At 69.6% G+C, this 15,073-nt stretch carries 14 protein-coding genes; 3 read left to right on the top strand and 11 right to left on the bottom strand.

Annotated features, from left to right (window positions below; genetic code table 11):
• Window positions 1-127: 127 nt before the first annotated feature.
• Complete coding sequence (locus AC1D2H_RS15075) at window positions 128-1,522, top strand: sensor histidine kinase (RefSeq protein ID WP_478011525.1); 1,395 nt, start codon at window positions 128-130, stop codon at window positions 1,520-1,522.
• On the opposite strand, the gene AC1D2H_RS15070 is transcribed toward AC1D2H_RS15075, so the two are convergent.
• The 9 genes from AC1D2H_RS15070 to AC1D2H_RS15030 all read right to left on the bottom strand — a co-directional run bounded on the left by AC1D2H_RS15070 (window position 1,479) and on the right by AC1D2H_RS15030 (window position 11,034).
• Window positions 1,479-2,069 carry a 2OG-Fe(II) oxygenase family protein gene (locus AC1D2H_RS15070; RefSeq protein ID WP_478011524.1) on the bottom strand — a complete coding sequence of 197 codons (591 nt, stop codon included), beginning with the start codon at window positions 2,067-2,069 and terminating at the stop codon, window positions 1,479-1,481. The genes AC1D2H_RS15075 and AC1D2H_RS15070 overlap by 44 nt on opposite strands.
• Entirely contained in the window at window positions 2,066-2,407 is a 342-nt protein-coding gene (locus tag AC1D2H_RS15065; RefSeq protein WP_477927501.1) for an antibiotic biosynthesis monooxygenase family protein, read from the bottom strand. Before AC1D2H_RS15065 ends, AC1D2H_RS15070 begins: the two co-directional genes overlap by 4 nt.
• Window positions 2,407-4,317, bottom strand: coding sequence for a B12-binding domain-containing radical SAM protein (locus tag AC1D2H_RS15060; RefSeq protein ID WP_478011523.1), 1,911 nt, complete (start codon window positions 4,315-4,317; stop codon window positions 2,407-2,409). The genes AC1D2H_RS15065 and AC1D2H_RS15060 overlap by 1 nt, the downstream gene beginning before the upstream one ends.
• Window positions 4,318-4,374: 57 nt before the next feature.
• Window positions 4,375-5,010, bottom strand: coding sequence for a GAD-like domain-containing protein (locus AC1D2H_RS15055; protein ID WP_478011522.1), 636 nt, complete (start codon window positions 5,008-5,010; stop codon window positions 4,375-4,377).
• Window positions 5,011-5,030: 20 nt separating this feature from the next.
• Entirely contained in the window at window positions 5,031-6,680 is a 1,650-nt protein-coding gene (locus tag AC1D2H_RS15050) for a GMC family oxidoreductase (RefSeq protein WP_478011521.1), read from the bottom strand.
• A 54-nt stretch (window positions 6,681-6,734) separates the two neighbouring features.
• Window positions 6,735-8,015: a cell envelope integrity protein CreD gene (gene creD / locus AC1D2H_RS15045; RefSeq protein WP_478011520.1), complete on the bottom strand. Its 1,281-nt coding sequence runs from the start codon at window positions 8,013-8,015 to the stop codon at window positions 6,735-6,737.
• Between the two features lie 59 nt (window positions 8,016-8,074).
• Entirely contained in the window at window positions 8,075-9,496 is a 1,422-nt protein-coding gene (creC, locus tag AC1D2H_RS15040; protein WP_478011519.1) for a two-component system sensor histidine kinase CreC, read from the bottom strand.
• Window positions 9,496-10,164 carry a two-component system response regulator CreB gene (creB, locus tag AC1D2H_RS15035; RefSeq protein WP_478011607.1) on the bottom strand — a complete coding sequence of 223 codons (669 nt, stop codon included), beginning with the start codon at window positions 10,162-10,164 and terminating at the stop codon, window positions 9,496-9,498. Before creB ends, creC begins: the two co-directional genes overlap by 1 nt.
• Before the next feature lie 228 nt (window positions 10,165-10,392).
• The gene (locus AC1D2H_RS15030) at window positions 10,393-11,034 is read right to left on the bottom strand and encodes a MarC family protein (protein ID WP_477927512.1); all 642 of its coding nucleotides are present in this window, start codon (window positions 11,032-11,034) and stop codon (window positions 10,393-10,395) included.
• Window positions 11,035-11,349: 315 nt separating this feature from the next.
• Here AC1D2H_RS15030 and AC1D2H_RS15025 point away from each other — a divergent pair, with 315 nt between their 5' ends.
• Window positions 11,350-12,579 (top strand): reverse transcriptase family protein, encoded by a 1,230-nt coding sequence (locus AC1D2H_RS15025; protein WP_478011518.1) that lies wholly within the window; start codon window positions 11,350-11,352, stop codon window positions 12,577-12,579.
• Here AC1D2H_RS15025 and AC1D2H_RS15020 read toward each other — a convergent pair.
• Window positions 12,542-13,333, bottom strand: coding sequence for a helical backbone metal receptor (locus tag AC1D2H_RS15020; RefSeq protein WP_478011517.1), 792 nt, complete (start codon window positions 13,331-13,333; stop codon window positions 12,542-12,544). The genes AC1D2H_RS15025 and AC1D2H_RS15020 overlap by 38 nt on opposite strands.
• A complete protein-coding gene (locus tag AC1D2H_RS15015) occupies window positions 13,330-14,241 on the bottom strand; it encodes a hypothetical protein (RefSeq protein ID WP_478011516.1) in 912 nt (303 codons plus the stop codon). The genes AC1D2H_RS15020 and AC1D2H_RS15015 overlap by 4 nt, the downstream gene beginning before the upstream one ends.
• A 220-nt stretch (window positions 14,242-14,461) precedes the next feature.
• On the opposite strand from AC1D2H_RS15015, the gene AC1D2H_RS15010 reads away from it, so the two are divergent.
• Window positions 14,462-15,004 carry an RNA recognition motif domain-containing protein gene (locus AC1D2H_RS15010; protein ID WP_478011515.1) on the top strand — a complete coding sequence of 181 codons (543 nt, stop codon included), beginning with the start codon at window positions 14,462-14,464 and terminating at the stop codon, window positions 15,002-15,004.
• Window positions 15,005-15,073 lie beyond the last annotated feature (69 nt).

Genomic DNA, 15,073 nt, shown 5'->3' with positions numbered 1-15,073 from the left:
TTCGGGCCGAGCGCCGGGCCGCTCCCTAGCCGGCCCGTCATGGCGATGTGCTTGCCGGTCGGGCCGGCAAGCATCGCCGTCCCCTCGGGGGACCGGCCAAGGTACTCCTTGGACGAGGGGTTCGGTAGTGGCTGAAGCGCCGCGCTCCAGCCTGCAGCGGCGGCTGTTCGGCTGGCTGATGCTGCCGCTGCTCGTGGCCCTGCCGGTGCTTGGCACGGCGCTGTACGAGCAGGTCAGGCACAGTGCCCAGAGCTGGCTCGACGAGGGCCTGGAGGACACCGCCCTGACGCTGGCCGGTCAGATCGACGTGCGCAGCGGCGCTCCCCGCATCGACGTCAGCGCGACCATGGACCGCGCCCTGCGCTTCGACCGCCAGGACGACGTCTTCTACCTGGTGCTGTCGCCGCAAGGCGAGGCGCTGCAGGGCGACGCGGGCCTGGCGGAGCTGCAGCCCCGGCCGGCCCTGCAGGCCGCCGGCCACACCTATTACGGCGACGTGAAGCTGCGCGGGCGCGAGCTGCGCCTCGTCCAGCTCGGCCAGGACTGCGGCACCGGCGTCTGCCAGATCCTCGTCGCCGAGACCCTGCACAAGCGCGACGCGCTGCAGCGCGAGATCGGCAGTTCGGTGGCCCTGAACGGCGCCGCGCTGGCCCTGCTGCTGGCTCTGGCCGGCTGGTGGGCCATCCGCCAGGGTCTGGCGCCGCTGACCGACCTGAGCGCCGAACTGGAACACCGCGACCTGCATCGCCTCGCGCCGTTGGCGGCCAGCCTGCCGCGCGAACTCGTGCCGCTGCAGGCCGCCTTCAACCGGCTGTTTGAGCGCCTGGCCCGTGCGGCCGGGGCGCAGCGCGAATTCCTGGCCGATGCGGCCCACCAGCTGCGCACACCGCTGACCTCGCTGCAGACCGAGATCGAGCTGGCCATGCTGGAGCCGCACGACCAGCGCGTCGACCCGCTGCTGGAGCGGCTGCGCCAGCGCGTCGTGCGCAGCGCCCGCCTGGCCCAGCAGCTGTTGTCACTGGCGCGCGCCGAGGACCGCAGCGTCGACGTCGGCAATGCGCTGGACCTGCGCGACATCGCCACCGAAAGCGGCCAGGACTGGGCCCACCGCGACCTGCCCATCGGCGTCGACCTGGGCTTCGAGCTGGCCGAGGCGCCGGCCCTGGGGCATTCCTTCCTGCTGCGCGAACTGCTCGAGAACCTCATCCACAACGCCGTCAGCTACGCCGGCGCGGGGGCGCGCATCACGGTGCGTTGCGGCAGCGGGCCGGGCGGCCCGTGGCTGGAGGTGGAGGACAACGGCCCCGGCATTCCGGTCGCCGAGCGACCAGCGGCCATGCAGCGCTTTCGGCGCGGCAGCAGCGCCAGCGGCACGGGCAGCGGCCTGGGCCTGGCCATCGCGGCCGACATCGCGGCCCGCCACGGCGGCCGGCTGGAACTGCTGGACGCCCACGTCGGCCCGGGCCTGCGTGCCCGGCTCAGCCTGCGGCCGCTGCCACCGGATCCAGCCCCAGCTGCTTGAAGAGGTTCATCGCGACGACGACGCGCCGCCCCGGCGTGGCCGGCACCTCGTGCATGGTGATGCCGGGGAACATGATCAGCGTGCCCGGCCGCGGCTGGAAGGCGCTGGTCTTGGAGAACACCAGCGGCGCGCAGCCGGCTTCAGCCTCCAGGTAGACGACACAGCTCAGGTCGGCCGGCCAATGGTTGTGCGGCGCCGTGTAGTCGGCCTGTTCGTAGATGGCGCCCCAGCAGTGGGTGACGAGCAGGTCCAGCCCCAGGGAGTCCAGGTCGCCAGACCAGGCCTTGGGCGCCGCGGCCTTGGCGATCTCCACGACGCTGGCGCACAGCGGCATCAGCTTGTCGTTGAGCATGTGGCTCTTCCACGGGCTCATATAGGCCGCCTTCACGTTCGAGGCCGGCGACTGCGGATGGCTGATTCGCAACTCGTCGATGGCCTCGCGCGCGAGCTGCAGGCGGTCCGCGATGGGGCCCAGTTCGGCAATGATGACGGGCAGCTCGGTCTGGACGCTGGCGCCGACGACGTGAACGGACGCGGATGTGCTCATCCGGGCATTTTGAAGCTGCCCCGGCCGGCCAGCGGATGGGCGATGCCGCCGTCGCCATAGCTGCCGACGACTTCGGCGACGACGACCTGGTAGCCCTTCAGCCAGCGCGCCTGGGCCTGTTTGGCCTCGCGGTGGTCGGGGTGGCCCATCAGCTGCTGCAGGGCCTCCATCGAGTCCCAGTAGTAAACGTTGGAGATCAGGCCCGTGGCGGCGTTCTCCCAGGCCTCCTCGCCGAGGTAGCCGGGAATGCCGCGGGCCACGGCGGCGATGCGCTCGTCCAGCGCGAAGAAGTCGGCGTCGTAGTCGCCCTTGGCGAAGGTGAAGGTGGCGGTGTACATCAGCTGATTGTCGACAGCGCGCGCTCGACGAAGCGGCGCGGCACGGTGGTCTTGGGCACGCGCACCGGGAACCAGCTGCGGATGTCCTGCTCGATGCCGATGCCGTGCATGAAGTTGTAGAGGCCCTTTTTCAGCCCCTGGCCGAGGCCGTCGTGGTCGGTGGGCGTGGGGTCGACGAAGGCGATGTCGTTCTTCGCAAAGCGGCCGTCGGCGGGCAGGGGTTGCAGCGTGACACCGTACTCCGCCGGGTTCAGGCCGACGGGCGAATGCACGGTGCAGGCGAAGCGGTGGAAGAAGCCGCTGTGGATGCAGCCGTTCTCGAACAGCTGGCGCACGTATTCGAGCGCGTCGACGGTGTCCTGCGTCGTCTGCGTGGGGAAGCCGTACATCAGGTAGGCGTGCACCAGCACGCCAGCATCCGCAAAGGCCTTGGTCACGCGCGCCACCTGCTCGATGGAGACGCCCTTCTTCATCAGCTTCAGCAGCCGATCCGACGCCACCTCCAGCCCGCCCGAGATGGCGATGCAGCCGCTGTCGGCCAGCAGCTGGCAGAGCTCGGGGGTGAAGGTCTTCTCGAAGCGGATATTGCCCCACCAGCTGATGGCCACACCGCGGCGGATTAGCTCCTCGGCCAGGGCCTTCAGCGCCTTCGGCGGCGCGGCTTCATCGACGAAGTGGAAGCCCGTCTGGCCGGTCTCCCTGACGATGGCCTCGATGCGGTCCACCAGCACTTCGGCCGAGGCGGCCTCGTAGCGCGAGATGTAGTCCAGTGACACGTCGCAGAAGCTGCATTTCTTCCAGTAGCAGCCATGCGCCACCGTCAGCTTGTTCCAGCGCCCGTCACTCCACAGCCGGTTCATGGGGTTGAGCATGTCCAGCAGCGACAGATAGCGGTCCAGCGGCAGGCCATCCCAGGTCGGCGTGCCGACGTCGTCGAAGGGAATGTCGGGTTCGACGAAGTTGGTGTACTTGACCGCATCGCCATCGCGCCAGAACGTACGCACCAGGCGGGTCCTGGAGCGTTTGCCGGCGACATGTTCCAGCAGCGCCAGCAGCGGCCGCTCGCCGGCGTCCAGCGTCACATAGTCGACGAAGTCGAAGACGCGCGGCTCGGCCAGCTCGCGCAGCTCGGTGTTCACATAGCCGCCGCCCAGCACGCAGACGACGTTCGGCCGTGCGGCCTTGATCGTCTGCGCGATGCGCAGTGCCGCATAGACCGAGCCGGGGAAGGGCACGGACAGCAGCACGACGTCGGGCTGGTGCTGTTCCAGCGCGGCCAGCGTCAGCGCGTGCAGCGTGTCGTCGACGAGATTGGGCGGCGCGGCCAGGGCCTGGGCCAGCGGATCGAAATGCGCCTGCGCTGCAGCCAGCGACTCGGCATAGCGGACGAACTCGAAGCGCTCGTCGACGGCGTCGCGCAGCACGTCGGCGAGGTCGTTCAGGAACAGCGTCGCGAGATGGCGGGCGCGGTCCTGCAGGCCGAGGGCACCAAAGGCCCAGGCCAGCGGGTCGCCGCCGTCCTCGTCGACATAGTTGTCCAGCGAGGCGAAACGCGCGCCCTCCGGCAGGAAGCTGCGCGCGTTGATGCGATGCGCCAGCGTCGGGTCGTTGCCCTGCAGAAAGCCGAGGACGCGCGGTGTGGCGGCGGCGATGGCCGCGAATTCGGCATCAAACCAGGCGGTCTGCGGCGTGCGCCTGGCTTCGGGCAGGGCTCGGACGGCTTCGTGGATCCGGGGCATGCCGGCGGGGGAGAACAGTTCCAGCACCAGCGTCAGCGCCAGGTCCACCTGCCGCGCCTCGACGCCGCGCGAGCGCAGAAAGCCGGTCAGATAGGCGGTGGACGGGTAGGGCGTGTTCAGCTGCGTCATCGGGGGGATGACGGCGAGCACGCGAGGGGACGGGGACGACATAGATCCGATTGTCGCGGGCATGCGCGATGGACGCGATGGACCGCCCGGCGCGGATGCCTAGCCCAGGGCCAGCTCCAGCAGCAGGCTCAAGTGCACCGGCGCGTTGCCGCGAGCAATGCCGTCCAGGCCGCCATCACCGCCCAGCCGCAGCGCCGGCTCGTGGAAGTACATCTCGTCGCACTGCAGTGGCCCGGCCTTGGCCACCATTGCATCGAACTGCTCGGCATGCAGCTGGTCGACGAGGTTCTCGTCTTCACAGAGCCATTCGTTGAAGAATTGCGCCAGCGACCAGACCGTGCAGCCGGCCTCCGAGGTGTGAGGGTTCAGGAAGGACACGTCCTCGTCGCCGTCCTCGCTGAGCTTGCGGTAGTAGAAGATCGTGCCCATCGCGCTGATCGCGATGGGCAGGCGGTCCATGTCGGGTTCCTCGCGCATCAGCCAACCCCACAGGTTCTCGCTGTAGACGTCAGGGTTGATCAGCTGCACCAGCCCCTTGCCGTAGAAGCCGAAACCGTGCTGCTGCCACAGCGTCAGCAGCGGGGCGGGCAGGTGCTGGGCGTAACGGGCGAGCTGGCCGGCGCTGGCGCGGGTCAGGCTGGCGGTGGGCGGGTGGCGCTGCAGGAAGGGGTCCAGCCCTGGGGCGCTGCCGACGGGTTCCGCGGCAGACTCGGTGCTGAGGCCAAGAGCCCGCATGAAACGCCGCAAGGCCTGCATCACGCGGTCAGCCAGCCCGACAACTTCTCCGCAATCATCAAGGTCGGCGAATTCGTGTTGCCGCTCGTGATCGTCGGCATCACGCTCGCATCCGCGATGCGCAGGCCGGCCACGCCCAGCACGCGCAGCCGCGAGTCGACGACGGCGCCGGGGTCTTCCCTGCGACCCATGCGGCAGGTGCCGACGGGATGGAAGATGGTCGTCGCGATGTCGCCGGCCAGGCGGGCCAGCTCCTCGTCGGTCTGGTATTGCGACCCCGGCTTGTATTCCTCGGGCTTGAAGCCGGCCAGCGCCGGCTGCGACACGATGCGGCGCGTCAGCTTCAGGCTCTGGGCGGCGACATGGCGGTCCGCCTCGGTGGACAGGTAATTGGGCCGGATGGCCGGTGCCACCGACGCGTCGGGCGAGGTGGCGTGCACCGTGCCGCGGCTGGTCGGGTTGAGGTTGCAGACGCTGGCCGTGAAGGCATTGAAGCCGTGCAGCGGTTCGCCGAAGGCGTCCAGCGACAGCGGCTGCACGTGGTATTCCAGGTCGGGCCAGACCTTCTCGGGGTTGCTGCGCGTGAAGGCGCCGAGCTGCGACGGCGCCATGCTCATCGGGCCGCTGCGGCGCAGCGCGTATTCGAGGCCGATCATGGCCTTGCCCATCAGCGAAGCCGAGCGGGTGTTCAGCGTCYTGGCGCCCTCCACCTTGTAGACGCTTCGGATCTGCAGATGGTCCTGCAGGTTGGCACCCACGCCGGGCAGGTGCTGCTCGACCGTGATGCCGAGGCTTTGCAGCAGGTCGGCCGGGCCGAGGCCACTGAGCTGCAGAATCTGCGGCGAACCTACCGAGCCCGCGGCCAGGATGACCTCGCCGCCCGCATTGAGCCAGGGCTGCTCGACGCCATGCGGCGTCAGCACCTCGACGCCGCTGCAGCGCAGGCCAATGTCGTCGCGCATCAGCCGCAGCTTGCGCACCTGGGCACCGGTCCACAGCTCGAAATTGGGGCGGCCAAAGGTGGTGGGGCGCAGGAAGGCCTTGGCCGTGTTCCAGCGCAGGCCCTTCTTCTGGTTGACCTCGAAATAACCCACGCCCTCGTTGTTGCCGGCGTTGAAGTCGCTCGTGGCCGGGATGCCGGCTTGCGCCGCCGCGGCGGCGAAGGCGTCGAGGATGGGCCAGCGCAGGCGCTGCTGCTCGACCCGCCACTCGCCCTTGTTGCCATGCACGGCGGCAAAGCCTTCGGGCGCGGTCTTGGGGTTGTCCAGCCGCCAGTGGTTCTCATGCTTGCGGAAGGCGCGCAGCACGCGCTCCCAGCGCCAGGTGTCGTCACCGGTCACCTCGGCCCAGTGCTCGTAGTCGCGGCTCTGGCCGCGCATATAGATCATGCCGTTGATGCTGGAGCTGCCGCCCAGCACCTTGCCGCGCGGGTAGCGCAGGCTGCGGCCGTTCAGCCCCGCCTCGGCCTCCGTGTTGAAGCACCAGTCGGTGCGCGGGTTGCCGATGCAGTAGAGATAACCGACCGGGATGTGGATCCAGTGGTAGTCGTCCTTGCCGCCGGCCTCGATGAGCAGGATGCGCTTGTCCGGATTGGCGCTGAGCCGGTTCGCGAGCAGGCAGCCGGCGGTGCCGGCACCCACGATGATGTAGTCGAAACCTTGACGGGCCATGGAGCGCTAACGGGGCGTGCGAGGGGGACTGCGGGATGCAGCCCCTAGCGTACGTTACCCGGCGCTGGCGTTGCTCAGTCGATACCAGTCAAGCTTGCGCGTGAGTGTCATCACGGTTGCGAGCACGCTGAACAGCAGGATGGCGCCGATGGCCAGCGCCGCCTGCTCGCGGCTCAGCAGCACATAGAGGGCGCCATAGAGCAGCGCCACGCCGCCGCCGAAGGCCGCGCCGCGCAGCCAGCCCCCCAGCATGGCTGCGGCGTACTGCGTCAGCACCGCGGCGGCGGCGGCCGAGGCGACCAGATAGGCCACCAGGAAGGGCAGATGCTCGGACAGGCTGAGCAGCAGCAGGAAGAACAGGCTCAACGCCAGGCCGACGAGCAGGTACTGCACCGGGTGCACGCGCCGGCCCGTCAGCAGCTCGGTCAGGCCGACGGTGACGAAGGTCAGCGCGATGAACATCAGGCCGTACTTGATGGCGCGGTCGCTCATCACATAGGGGTTCACGGGGTCGATCAGGTCAACGGCAAAGGTGTCGAGATTGCCCTTGCCGGCCACCACGTCGGCGACGCCGCTGCTGGCCAGCTCGGTGACCTGCCAACGCGCCTTGAAGCCGTCGTCGCTGACGTCGCTGCTCGTCGGCAGGAAGCGACCGCCGAAGCTCGGGTGCGGCCAGCTGGATTCCAGCGTCATGGTGGTGTCGCTGGCAGCGGGCACGACAGCCAGGCTCCGCGTGCCGGCCAGGTCCACGACCAGCTTCAACTCCAGGCGCTCGCCCGCTTGCGGGGCCTGCAGCATGGCATGCAGGCCCGAGGTGTAGGCGGAGTCCATGGTGCCGGGCTTGACGGTCAGGGCACGGCCATCGCGTGTCAGCGTGACCTTGCGCAGGCCGCGCGCATCCCGGGCCGAGAACATCGCGATGACGTCCCCGCATTCGATGCGGCCACCGGCGTTGTCGGGCCGCGGTGTCAGGCCAGAGGTTTCCTCCCAACGCGCCAGCAGCGTCAGCTTGCCGGCGTAGGTGTTGACCTTGAACAGGCCGCGGTGGCGTGGGTCGGGGACGAGGTCGCCGCTCACCTGCAGTTGGGCGGGCGGCAACCTGTGTGTGAAGGTCCGGTTTTGATAGCCATTCAAGATCTCGGAGCATTGGCGGACGAGGATGGGGCCGAGCAGGGTCTGCGGCCCGGCGAGCGACTGCTCGACGTTCTGCTCGGCCTCCTGCTGCCGGGCCTGGCGTTCATGCGCGAGGCCGCGAATTTCGCCCAGCACGACGATCAGCAGCAGGGTGATGACAGCCAGGATGACCAGCTTGAGAAGAAGGGGGTGCTTGTTCATGCCGCCAGCATCGCCAGCGGTGGTGAGGGCATGACGAAGTCTGTGAAGCGTGCGTGAAGTCAGCGCGGGAGGGTGAGCGACACGCGCAGGCCGGGCTCGACCGCCTCGAACGCCAGCCAGCCGCCGTGCAGCTCGGCCACCCGGCGTGCGATGGCCAGGCCCAGGCCCGAGCCCTTGACCAGGCTGCCCGGCCGGGCCGTCGAGAAGAAGCGCTGGCCGAGTTGCGGAAAACCGGCGGGCGGCACGCCGGGGCCGTGGTCGCGCAGCGTCAGCCGCGCGGTGGTCGGCGTCGTGCTGACGGTCACCTCCAGCGCCGAGCCGGCGGGCGCGAAATCGATGGCGTTGACGAGCAGATTGCCGAAGGCCAGCTCCAGCAGCGCCAGGTCGGCGTCGACGGCCACGTCCTCGCGCGCCATCCAGACAACGCGCAAACCTTTCTGCGCGATGCGTGGGGCCTGCCGCTCCAGCTGGCTTTCGGCCCAGCCGGCCAGTGCGACGTGCTGGCGTTCACCCAGGCCCACCTGCGCTTCCAGCTGCGACAGCGCGAGCACCCGCTCCACCAGCGTCTGCAGGCGGGCCGTCTGGTCCAGCACCTGGGCGGCAAAGCGTTGGCGGTCGGCGGCGGGCAGTTCGTCCTGCAGCAGTTCGCCGCTGGCGCGCAGCGCGGCCAGCGGGCTCTTGAGCTCGTGGGTCAGCGCGCGCACATCGTGCTCGAGCTGCTCGCGCCCCTCCAGCCGGCGGCGCATGTCGTCCATCGCATGCGCCAGGTCGCCCAGCTCGCCGGGCATGGACGGCGGCGCGAAGGCCTGGCCGGCCTGGGCTTGCTGCGCATAGAGGCGCAGCCGCCGCACCGAGGCCACCAGCCACAGCGTGACGGCCACGCCGACGATGAGGCTGGTGGCCAGCAGGGCGGCGCCGGCCCAGAAGACGCGGCGTTCGGCGCGGTCGATGAAGCGCTGCACGCTGGCCACCGGCTTGGCGACGCTGACGACGCCCAGGGCGCGGCCGTCCTTGAGGATGGGTGCCGCGACGACCAGGATGGTGCTGCGGTCGTCGGCCGAGTAGCGCGTCGCACGGGCGCCGTAGTCGCCGCGCAGCGTCAGCGCCACGTCGCGCCATTGCGAGTAGTCCTGGCCCACGGCCGAGGGCTGGCCGGAGTCCGCCACCACCTGGCCCCGCGCGTCGGTCACGTACAGGCGCAGGTCCAGGCTCTGCTTGCGCAGCCCCCAGATCGGCACGTCGACCTCGCGCTTCACATAGCGCTGCAATTGCGCGGTGAGCTGGCTGCCTGGTTTGAGACCGTTCGAGTCCATCTCGTCGGCGGCGGTTTCGGCCAGCAGATGGGCCGTGTCCACCATCAGGTCTTCCATGACCTCGCGCACGCTGGGCTTGACCTCGGCCAGGAAGACCTTGAGCAGCAGCATGGCGCTGAGGCCGGCGATCAGGAAGAAGCCGAAGAAGACGCGGAGCCCCAGTCTCATCAGAGCTCCAGGGAATAGCCGAGACCGCGGTGCGTCTTGATCGGGTCGCGGCCCGGCGCGGCCTCACGCAGCTTGGCGCGCAGCGTCTTGATGTGGGTGTCAACGGTGCGGTCGGTGCTCTCGGCGCTGCTGCCCCAGACGGCGTCCAGCAGCGTGTCGCGACTGTGGATGCGCCGGGGTGCGCGCAGCAGATGCGTCAGCAGGCCGAGCTCCAGCTTGGTGAGGCTGAGCGGTACGCCGTCCAGGCTGACCCGTGAGCCATCGATCGCGAAGCCCAGCGTGGGTGCCGGTGCGGCCTGGGCTCGGCGCAGCAGGGCGCGCACGCGGGCGACGAGCTCGCGCGGGCTGAAGGGCTTGGCGAGATAGTCGTCGGCCCCCAGCTCCAGGCCGAGCACGCGATCCATTTCCTCGCTGCGGGCGCTCAGCACGATGACGGGCAGCTGGGCCAGCGGCCCGCTGCGCAGCTCGCGGCACAGGTCCAGGCCATGACCGTCGGGCAGGCCGATGTCGAGGATGAGCAGCTCGGGTGCGGGCGCCTGCCTGAGGCGCTCGCGGGCCTCGGCCAGCCACGCGCGGTGCTCGACGACGAAGCCCTCGCGCCTCAGCGCGAAGGCGACCGTGTCCGCGATGGCGGGATCGTCTTCCAGCAGCAGGATCAAGCGCGCCAGCCTTTCGACGGTGCCGCGCTGGACGCCTCGCTGGCCATTGGTGCCGTCCAGATCGGCGGCAGATTGAAGAGGGTCATGACAGCCTTCCGTTGCGTTTGCGCGGGCCGAGCGCCGGGCCGCTCCCTAGCCGGCCCGCCTTGGGCGATGTGCTTGCGGCTCAACGCCGCAAGCATCGCCGTCCCCTCGGGGGGGCCGGCCAAGGTAGTCCTTGGACGAGGGGCTTCACGATCAACCCACGGTTCGCGCGGCCAGCACGGGGAAGAGCTTGATGAGGCCGTCGGCCAGCAGTTCCACCGCCAGCGCGGCCAGGATGAGGCCCATCAACCGCGTCATGATGTTGATGCCGGTCTGGCCCAGCACCTTGGCGATCTTGCTGCTGGCCGAGAAGACGATGAAGGTCACCAGCGCGACGACGACGCCATAGCCGCACAGCACGGCCAGCTCCCACCAGACGCGCGTCTTGTCGGCATAGATGACCATGGTGGAGATGGTGGCCGGGCCGGTCAGCAGCGGGATGGCGAGCGGCACGACGGCGATGCTGGCGCCGGCGTCGGCCTTGGTGTTGCCCTCGGACACATCCTCCTTGCGCGCCTCGGCCGGCTGGGCGTTCAACATCTGCAGCGAGCTGATCAACAGCAGGCAGCCGCCGCCGACCTGGAAGCTGGCCAGGGAGATGCCGAAGAACTCGATGATCTTCAGCCCGAACAGCGCGCTCAGCGCGATGACGATGCCGGCGGTGCTGGCGCTGACCAGGATGGTCTTGCGCCGCTGCGTGCGCGAGAAGGCGGACGTGAAGTGGATGAAGAAAGGCACCACGCCGACCGGATTCACGATGGCCAGCAGCGCGACGAGGGGCTTGTAGATGTCCATGGCGGGCGATTGTGAGTCAGCTGTGAGCCAGCTCCTTATCATCCGCCCGCGGCCGCAGTCCGAGGTCTTTGCAAGCCTTCCAGGGCAAGCACTCCGGGGCAACCCCGGGGGTCTTGAATCTCTCGTCCAGCAGGGCGTGAAGTGCATGGCGCGAAGGCGCCAGGGTCCTCACGCATCACCCGTCGCTCGGGCAGCGCGCCGCGCCTTTTCGCAGGGAGACCCCAAAGGGTGGATCACGCCCGCACGATGACGGCTCGGGCCTTGGCCCGCGCGATGCTTGCCGGCGCTCGTCACGAGGACGGGTTGGCGGCGCGCATGGCTGTTTGCCTGGCGGGGCGTCCGCCTTGGCTCGCGGCGCTGGCGCACGCGATGGCGCGTGTGCCGGGCGAGGTCTGGCGGCAGCTGGACGTGCAGGCCCTGGGTCGGCGCGTCGAAGCGCACACGGGCTTTGCCAGGGCCTGGGCCAGCAAGGCAAGACCCGAGGCCCGCCGCTGGCTGCTACGTTCGCCCGACGGGTTGACGCCAGCGCCCGCCGGCCTGGAGCGCCCGCATTGGCCCACCGTCGGTGCACTGGCCCGTGGCCTGGGGCTGACGCCGGCCGGCCTGTGGCGGTTGACGCTGCCGGCCGACTGGCAGCGCCGCCGGCCGTTGATTCAGCAGCACTATCGCCAGGCGCTGATCCCCAAGCGCGGCGACGGCGCCGGCTGGCGGCTGCTGGAGGTGCCCGCGCCGTATCTGCTTGCCGTGCAGCGCCGCCTGCTGACGCAGTTGTTGGACGGGCTGCCGCCCCACGATGCGGCCTTCGGCTACACGCCCGGCCGCTCGGTCGTGCAGCACGCGGCCCTGCATGCCGGCCAGGGGCGGGTCCTGCGCTTCGACCTGAGCGACTTCTTCTCGACGGTGAGCGCCGCACGCGTCCATGCCCTCTTCAAGACCCTGGGCTATTCGACGGCCGTAGCCCGCTCGTTGACGGCGTTGTGCACCACGTCCGCGCCCGAGGCCTGGTTGCGCAGCGAGACGCGGCTGAGCTGGTTGCAGAAGCAGCGCCTGCGCGACGCCCATCTGCCCCAGGGCGCGCCCACCTCACCGGCCCTGGCCAATCTCTGTGCCTTTGGCCTGGACGCACGCCTGACCGGTCTGGCCGGCAGCTTTGGCGCGCGCTACAGCCGCTATGCGGACGATCTCGTCGTCTCCGGACCCGCAAGCCTGCCAACGCGGGCCATCTCGGCCTGGGTCGCTGCCATCGCGGCCGACGAGGGCTTTGTCATCAACCCGCGCAAGACCCGCAGCCTGGGCCCCGCGCAGCGCCAGGCGGTCTGCGGCATCGTCGTCAACGCGCGGCCCAACCTGCCGCGCGACGAGTTCGATCGGCTCAAGGCCATGCTGCACCGCTGCGTCGTCGACGGACCCGCGACACAGAACCGCGACGGCCATGCCGATTGGCGCGCCCATCTGCAGGGCCGCGTGGCCTGGGCGGCTCAGCTCAATGCCGTCAAGGCCGAAAAACTCAAGTCGCTGCTTGATCGCATCGACTGGTCGCGCTGAGGCTGCACAGATAGTCCAGCCCCGCGGCGCCGCGTGAACCCCACCAGCTCAGCAGTTCACCGTCGACGAGCTGCACGCTTGCCTGCGGGCACAGGCCTAGAGCTTGCGCAAGATGCTCGGGGCCGAAGCGGTAGGGCTCGGAGCTGAGCAGCACCCTGTCGATGTCGAGAAGCCAGGTTTCGTCGCCGGTCAGGGCTGGGTAGCGGCCGGCGCCATGTTCGCCCCCGAGCACCGCCGGCCAAGTCTGCCAGCGGCATTCGGCCAGCAGCGTCGAGATGTAGGTGTCGCGGGCCACCGTCATCCACGGGTCGCGCCAGATCAGATAGAGCACCTTCTCGCCGGGCCAGGCTCGGCGACGGCAGCGGGCCAGCGCCGCCCGGAACTCGGCCGACAGCGCGGCGGCGCTCTCGTTGACGCCCGGCTCCCCGGCAAAGGCCGCGCGCAACTGCTCGAACAGCACGAGGTTGTCTTCGGGCCGGCTCGGGTGGGTCACGATGACCTCGGGCACGAACTCACGCAGCGCTTCGGCCGTCTCCAGCCGGTTCTCGTCCACATTGACGATCACATGCGTGGGCGCGAGCTTCTTCAGCTTGGCGAGATTGACGTCCTTGGTGCCGCCCACCTTGGGCACGGCCGCGACGGCCCCGGCCGGGTGGATGCAGAAGCCCGTTCGGGCCACGAGGTGGGGGCCGAGGCCCAGGGCCACCAGCGTTTCGGTCGCGCTGGGCACCAGGCTGGCAATGCGCGGCTTCATTCAGCCTCGGTCACAGCCAGGTAGACGGCACAGCAGCCGCGCAACCAGACCAGGGTCGGCAGCACCAGCGCGATGGCGAAGACGACGCCACCGCCAATCAGCGCCGCCAGGCCGAGAGACCCGCCCTGCAGCGGCACACCACTGGCGCCCAGGCCACGAGGCCCCAGGCCCATGACACCGGCCAGCAGCTGGTTGGCGGGCAGCTCCACGCCGGCACCGAGGATGGCCAGACCGGCCACCAGCCGCCCACCGCTGACGACGACGAAGCTGATCGCCGCCGTGGCCAGCGCCGTCATCAGGTAGACGGCGGCCATCAGCAGGGCCGTTTCGGGCAGGCCATGGCGCAGGCGTTCGCGCAGAAACCCCAGCACGCCGGCGCTGCGCCGCCCGGCCCAGACCGCCGGCCCGGCCAGCGGCCCGACGAGAACGACCAGCACAAAACTGACGCCGCCCAGTGCCAGCACGCCCACCGGCAGCACCAAGGCCAGCAGCGGCGCGCCGACCAGCGGCCAGCGGGTCGCCCACAGCAGGCCGGCCAGGATGAGCACCACGGCGCCGGCCAGTGCCAGGCAGGCCAGCAGGGCCAGCAGCACGCGGTGACCGCTGCGCAGCGCATCGGCCAGCGCGTCCTGGGGGTCACGCACCGGCAGGCCGCGCGCCTGGTCCATCAACATCAGCCCCGTCGCATTGACGCCAAAAAAAGCGACAGCCAAACCCAGGCCCAGCCAGACCGCGCTCAGCAGATTCTGTTCGCGCACCAAGGCCGACTGGGCCATCGCCACCAGCAGGCCGGCGAAGCAAAAGCTGGCCAGCAGGGCGTAGAGGGCGCGCAGATTGCGCAAAGCGTCGACGCTGGCGAGGACGCGGGACAGGGCGGAGAGCAGGCTGGACGTCATGAATTCGGGCACGGGCGGCATGGTATCGATGACGAAACGGTGATGGCTCCCAGGCGCCAGGGTTTGTGCTAGCTCTGAAAAACAACACTTGCCGGAGTGGCGTTCCGCAATCGCAGGACCCCGCCACCATAATCAATTGCCTGTGTCTGGACGCCGCACCTTCGCTTGAATGGTTCACGATGGGTTGAAAGTCCACATGGTTTTTTGGTTTTGAGAAGAGAAGGGCTTCCCCATGGGAAACAAGCTTTATGTGGGCAATCTGGCCTACAGCGTGCGTGACGAATCGCTGCAAGAATCGTTCGGTCAATTTGGTACGGTGACCTCTGCGAAGGTCATGATGGACCGCGAGACGGGCCGTTCCAAGGGTTTCGGTTTCGTCGAAATGGGTTCGGACGCTGAGGCGCAAGCAGCCATCAACGGCATGAATGGCCAGGCCCTTGAAGGCCGCGCCATCGTCGTTAACGAGGCTCGTCCTCGTGAAGAGCGTCCGGGCGGCTTCGGTGGTGGCGGTGGCCGCTCCGGCGGCGGCGGCTTCGGTGGTGGCGGCGGCTACGGCGGTGGCGGCGGTGGCCGTTCCGGTGGCGGTGGCGGCTACGGCGGCGGCGGTAGCGGCGGTGGCGGCTACGGTGGTGGTGGCGGCTACGGTGGCGGCGGCGGCGGTGGCCGCTCCGGTGGTGGCGGCTACGGCGGCGGTGGCCGTTCCGGCGGCGGCGGTGGCGGCTACGGCGGTGGCGGTGGTGGCTACGGCGGCGGTGGCCGTTCGGGCGGCTACTGATCCTCCCAGCCTCGCAAGAGATTGAGCAAAGCGCCCTTTCGGGCGCTTTGTCTTTTCTAGGGTTGTCTC

The sequence above is a fragment of the Roseateles sp. P1_C1_2 genome (genome assembly GCF_056406535.1).
Note: the sequence above shows the minus strand (reverse complement) of the source record. Positions and strands in the feature narration are given on the sequence as shown.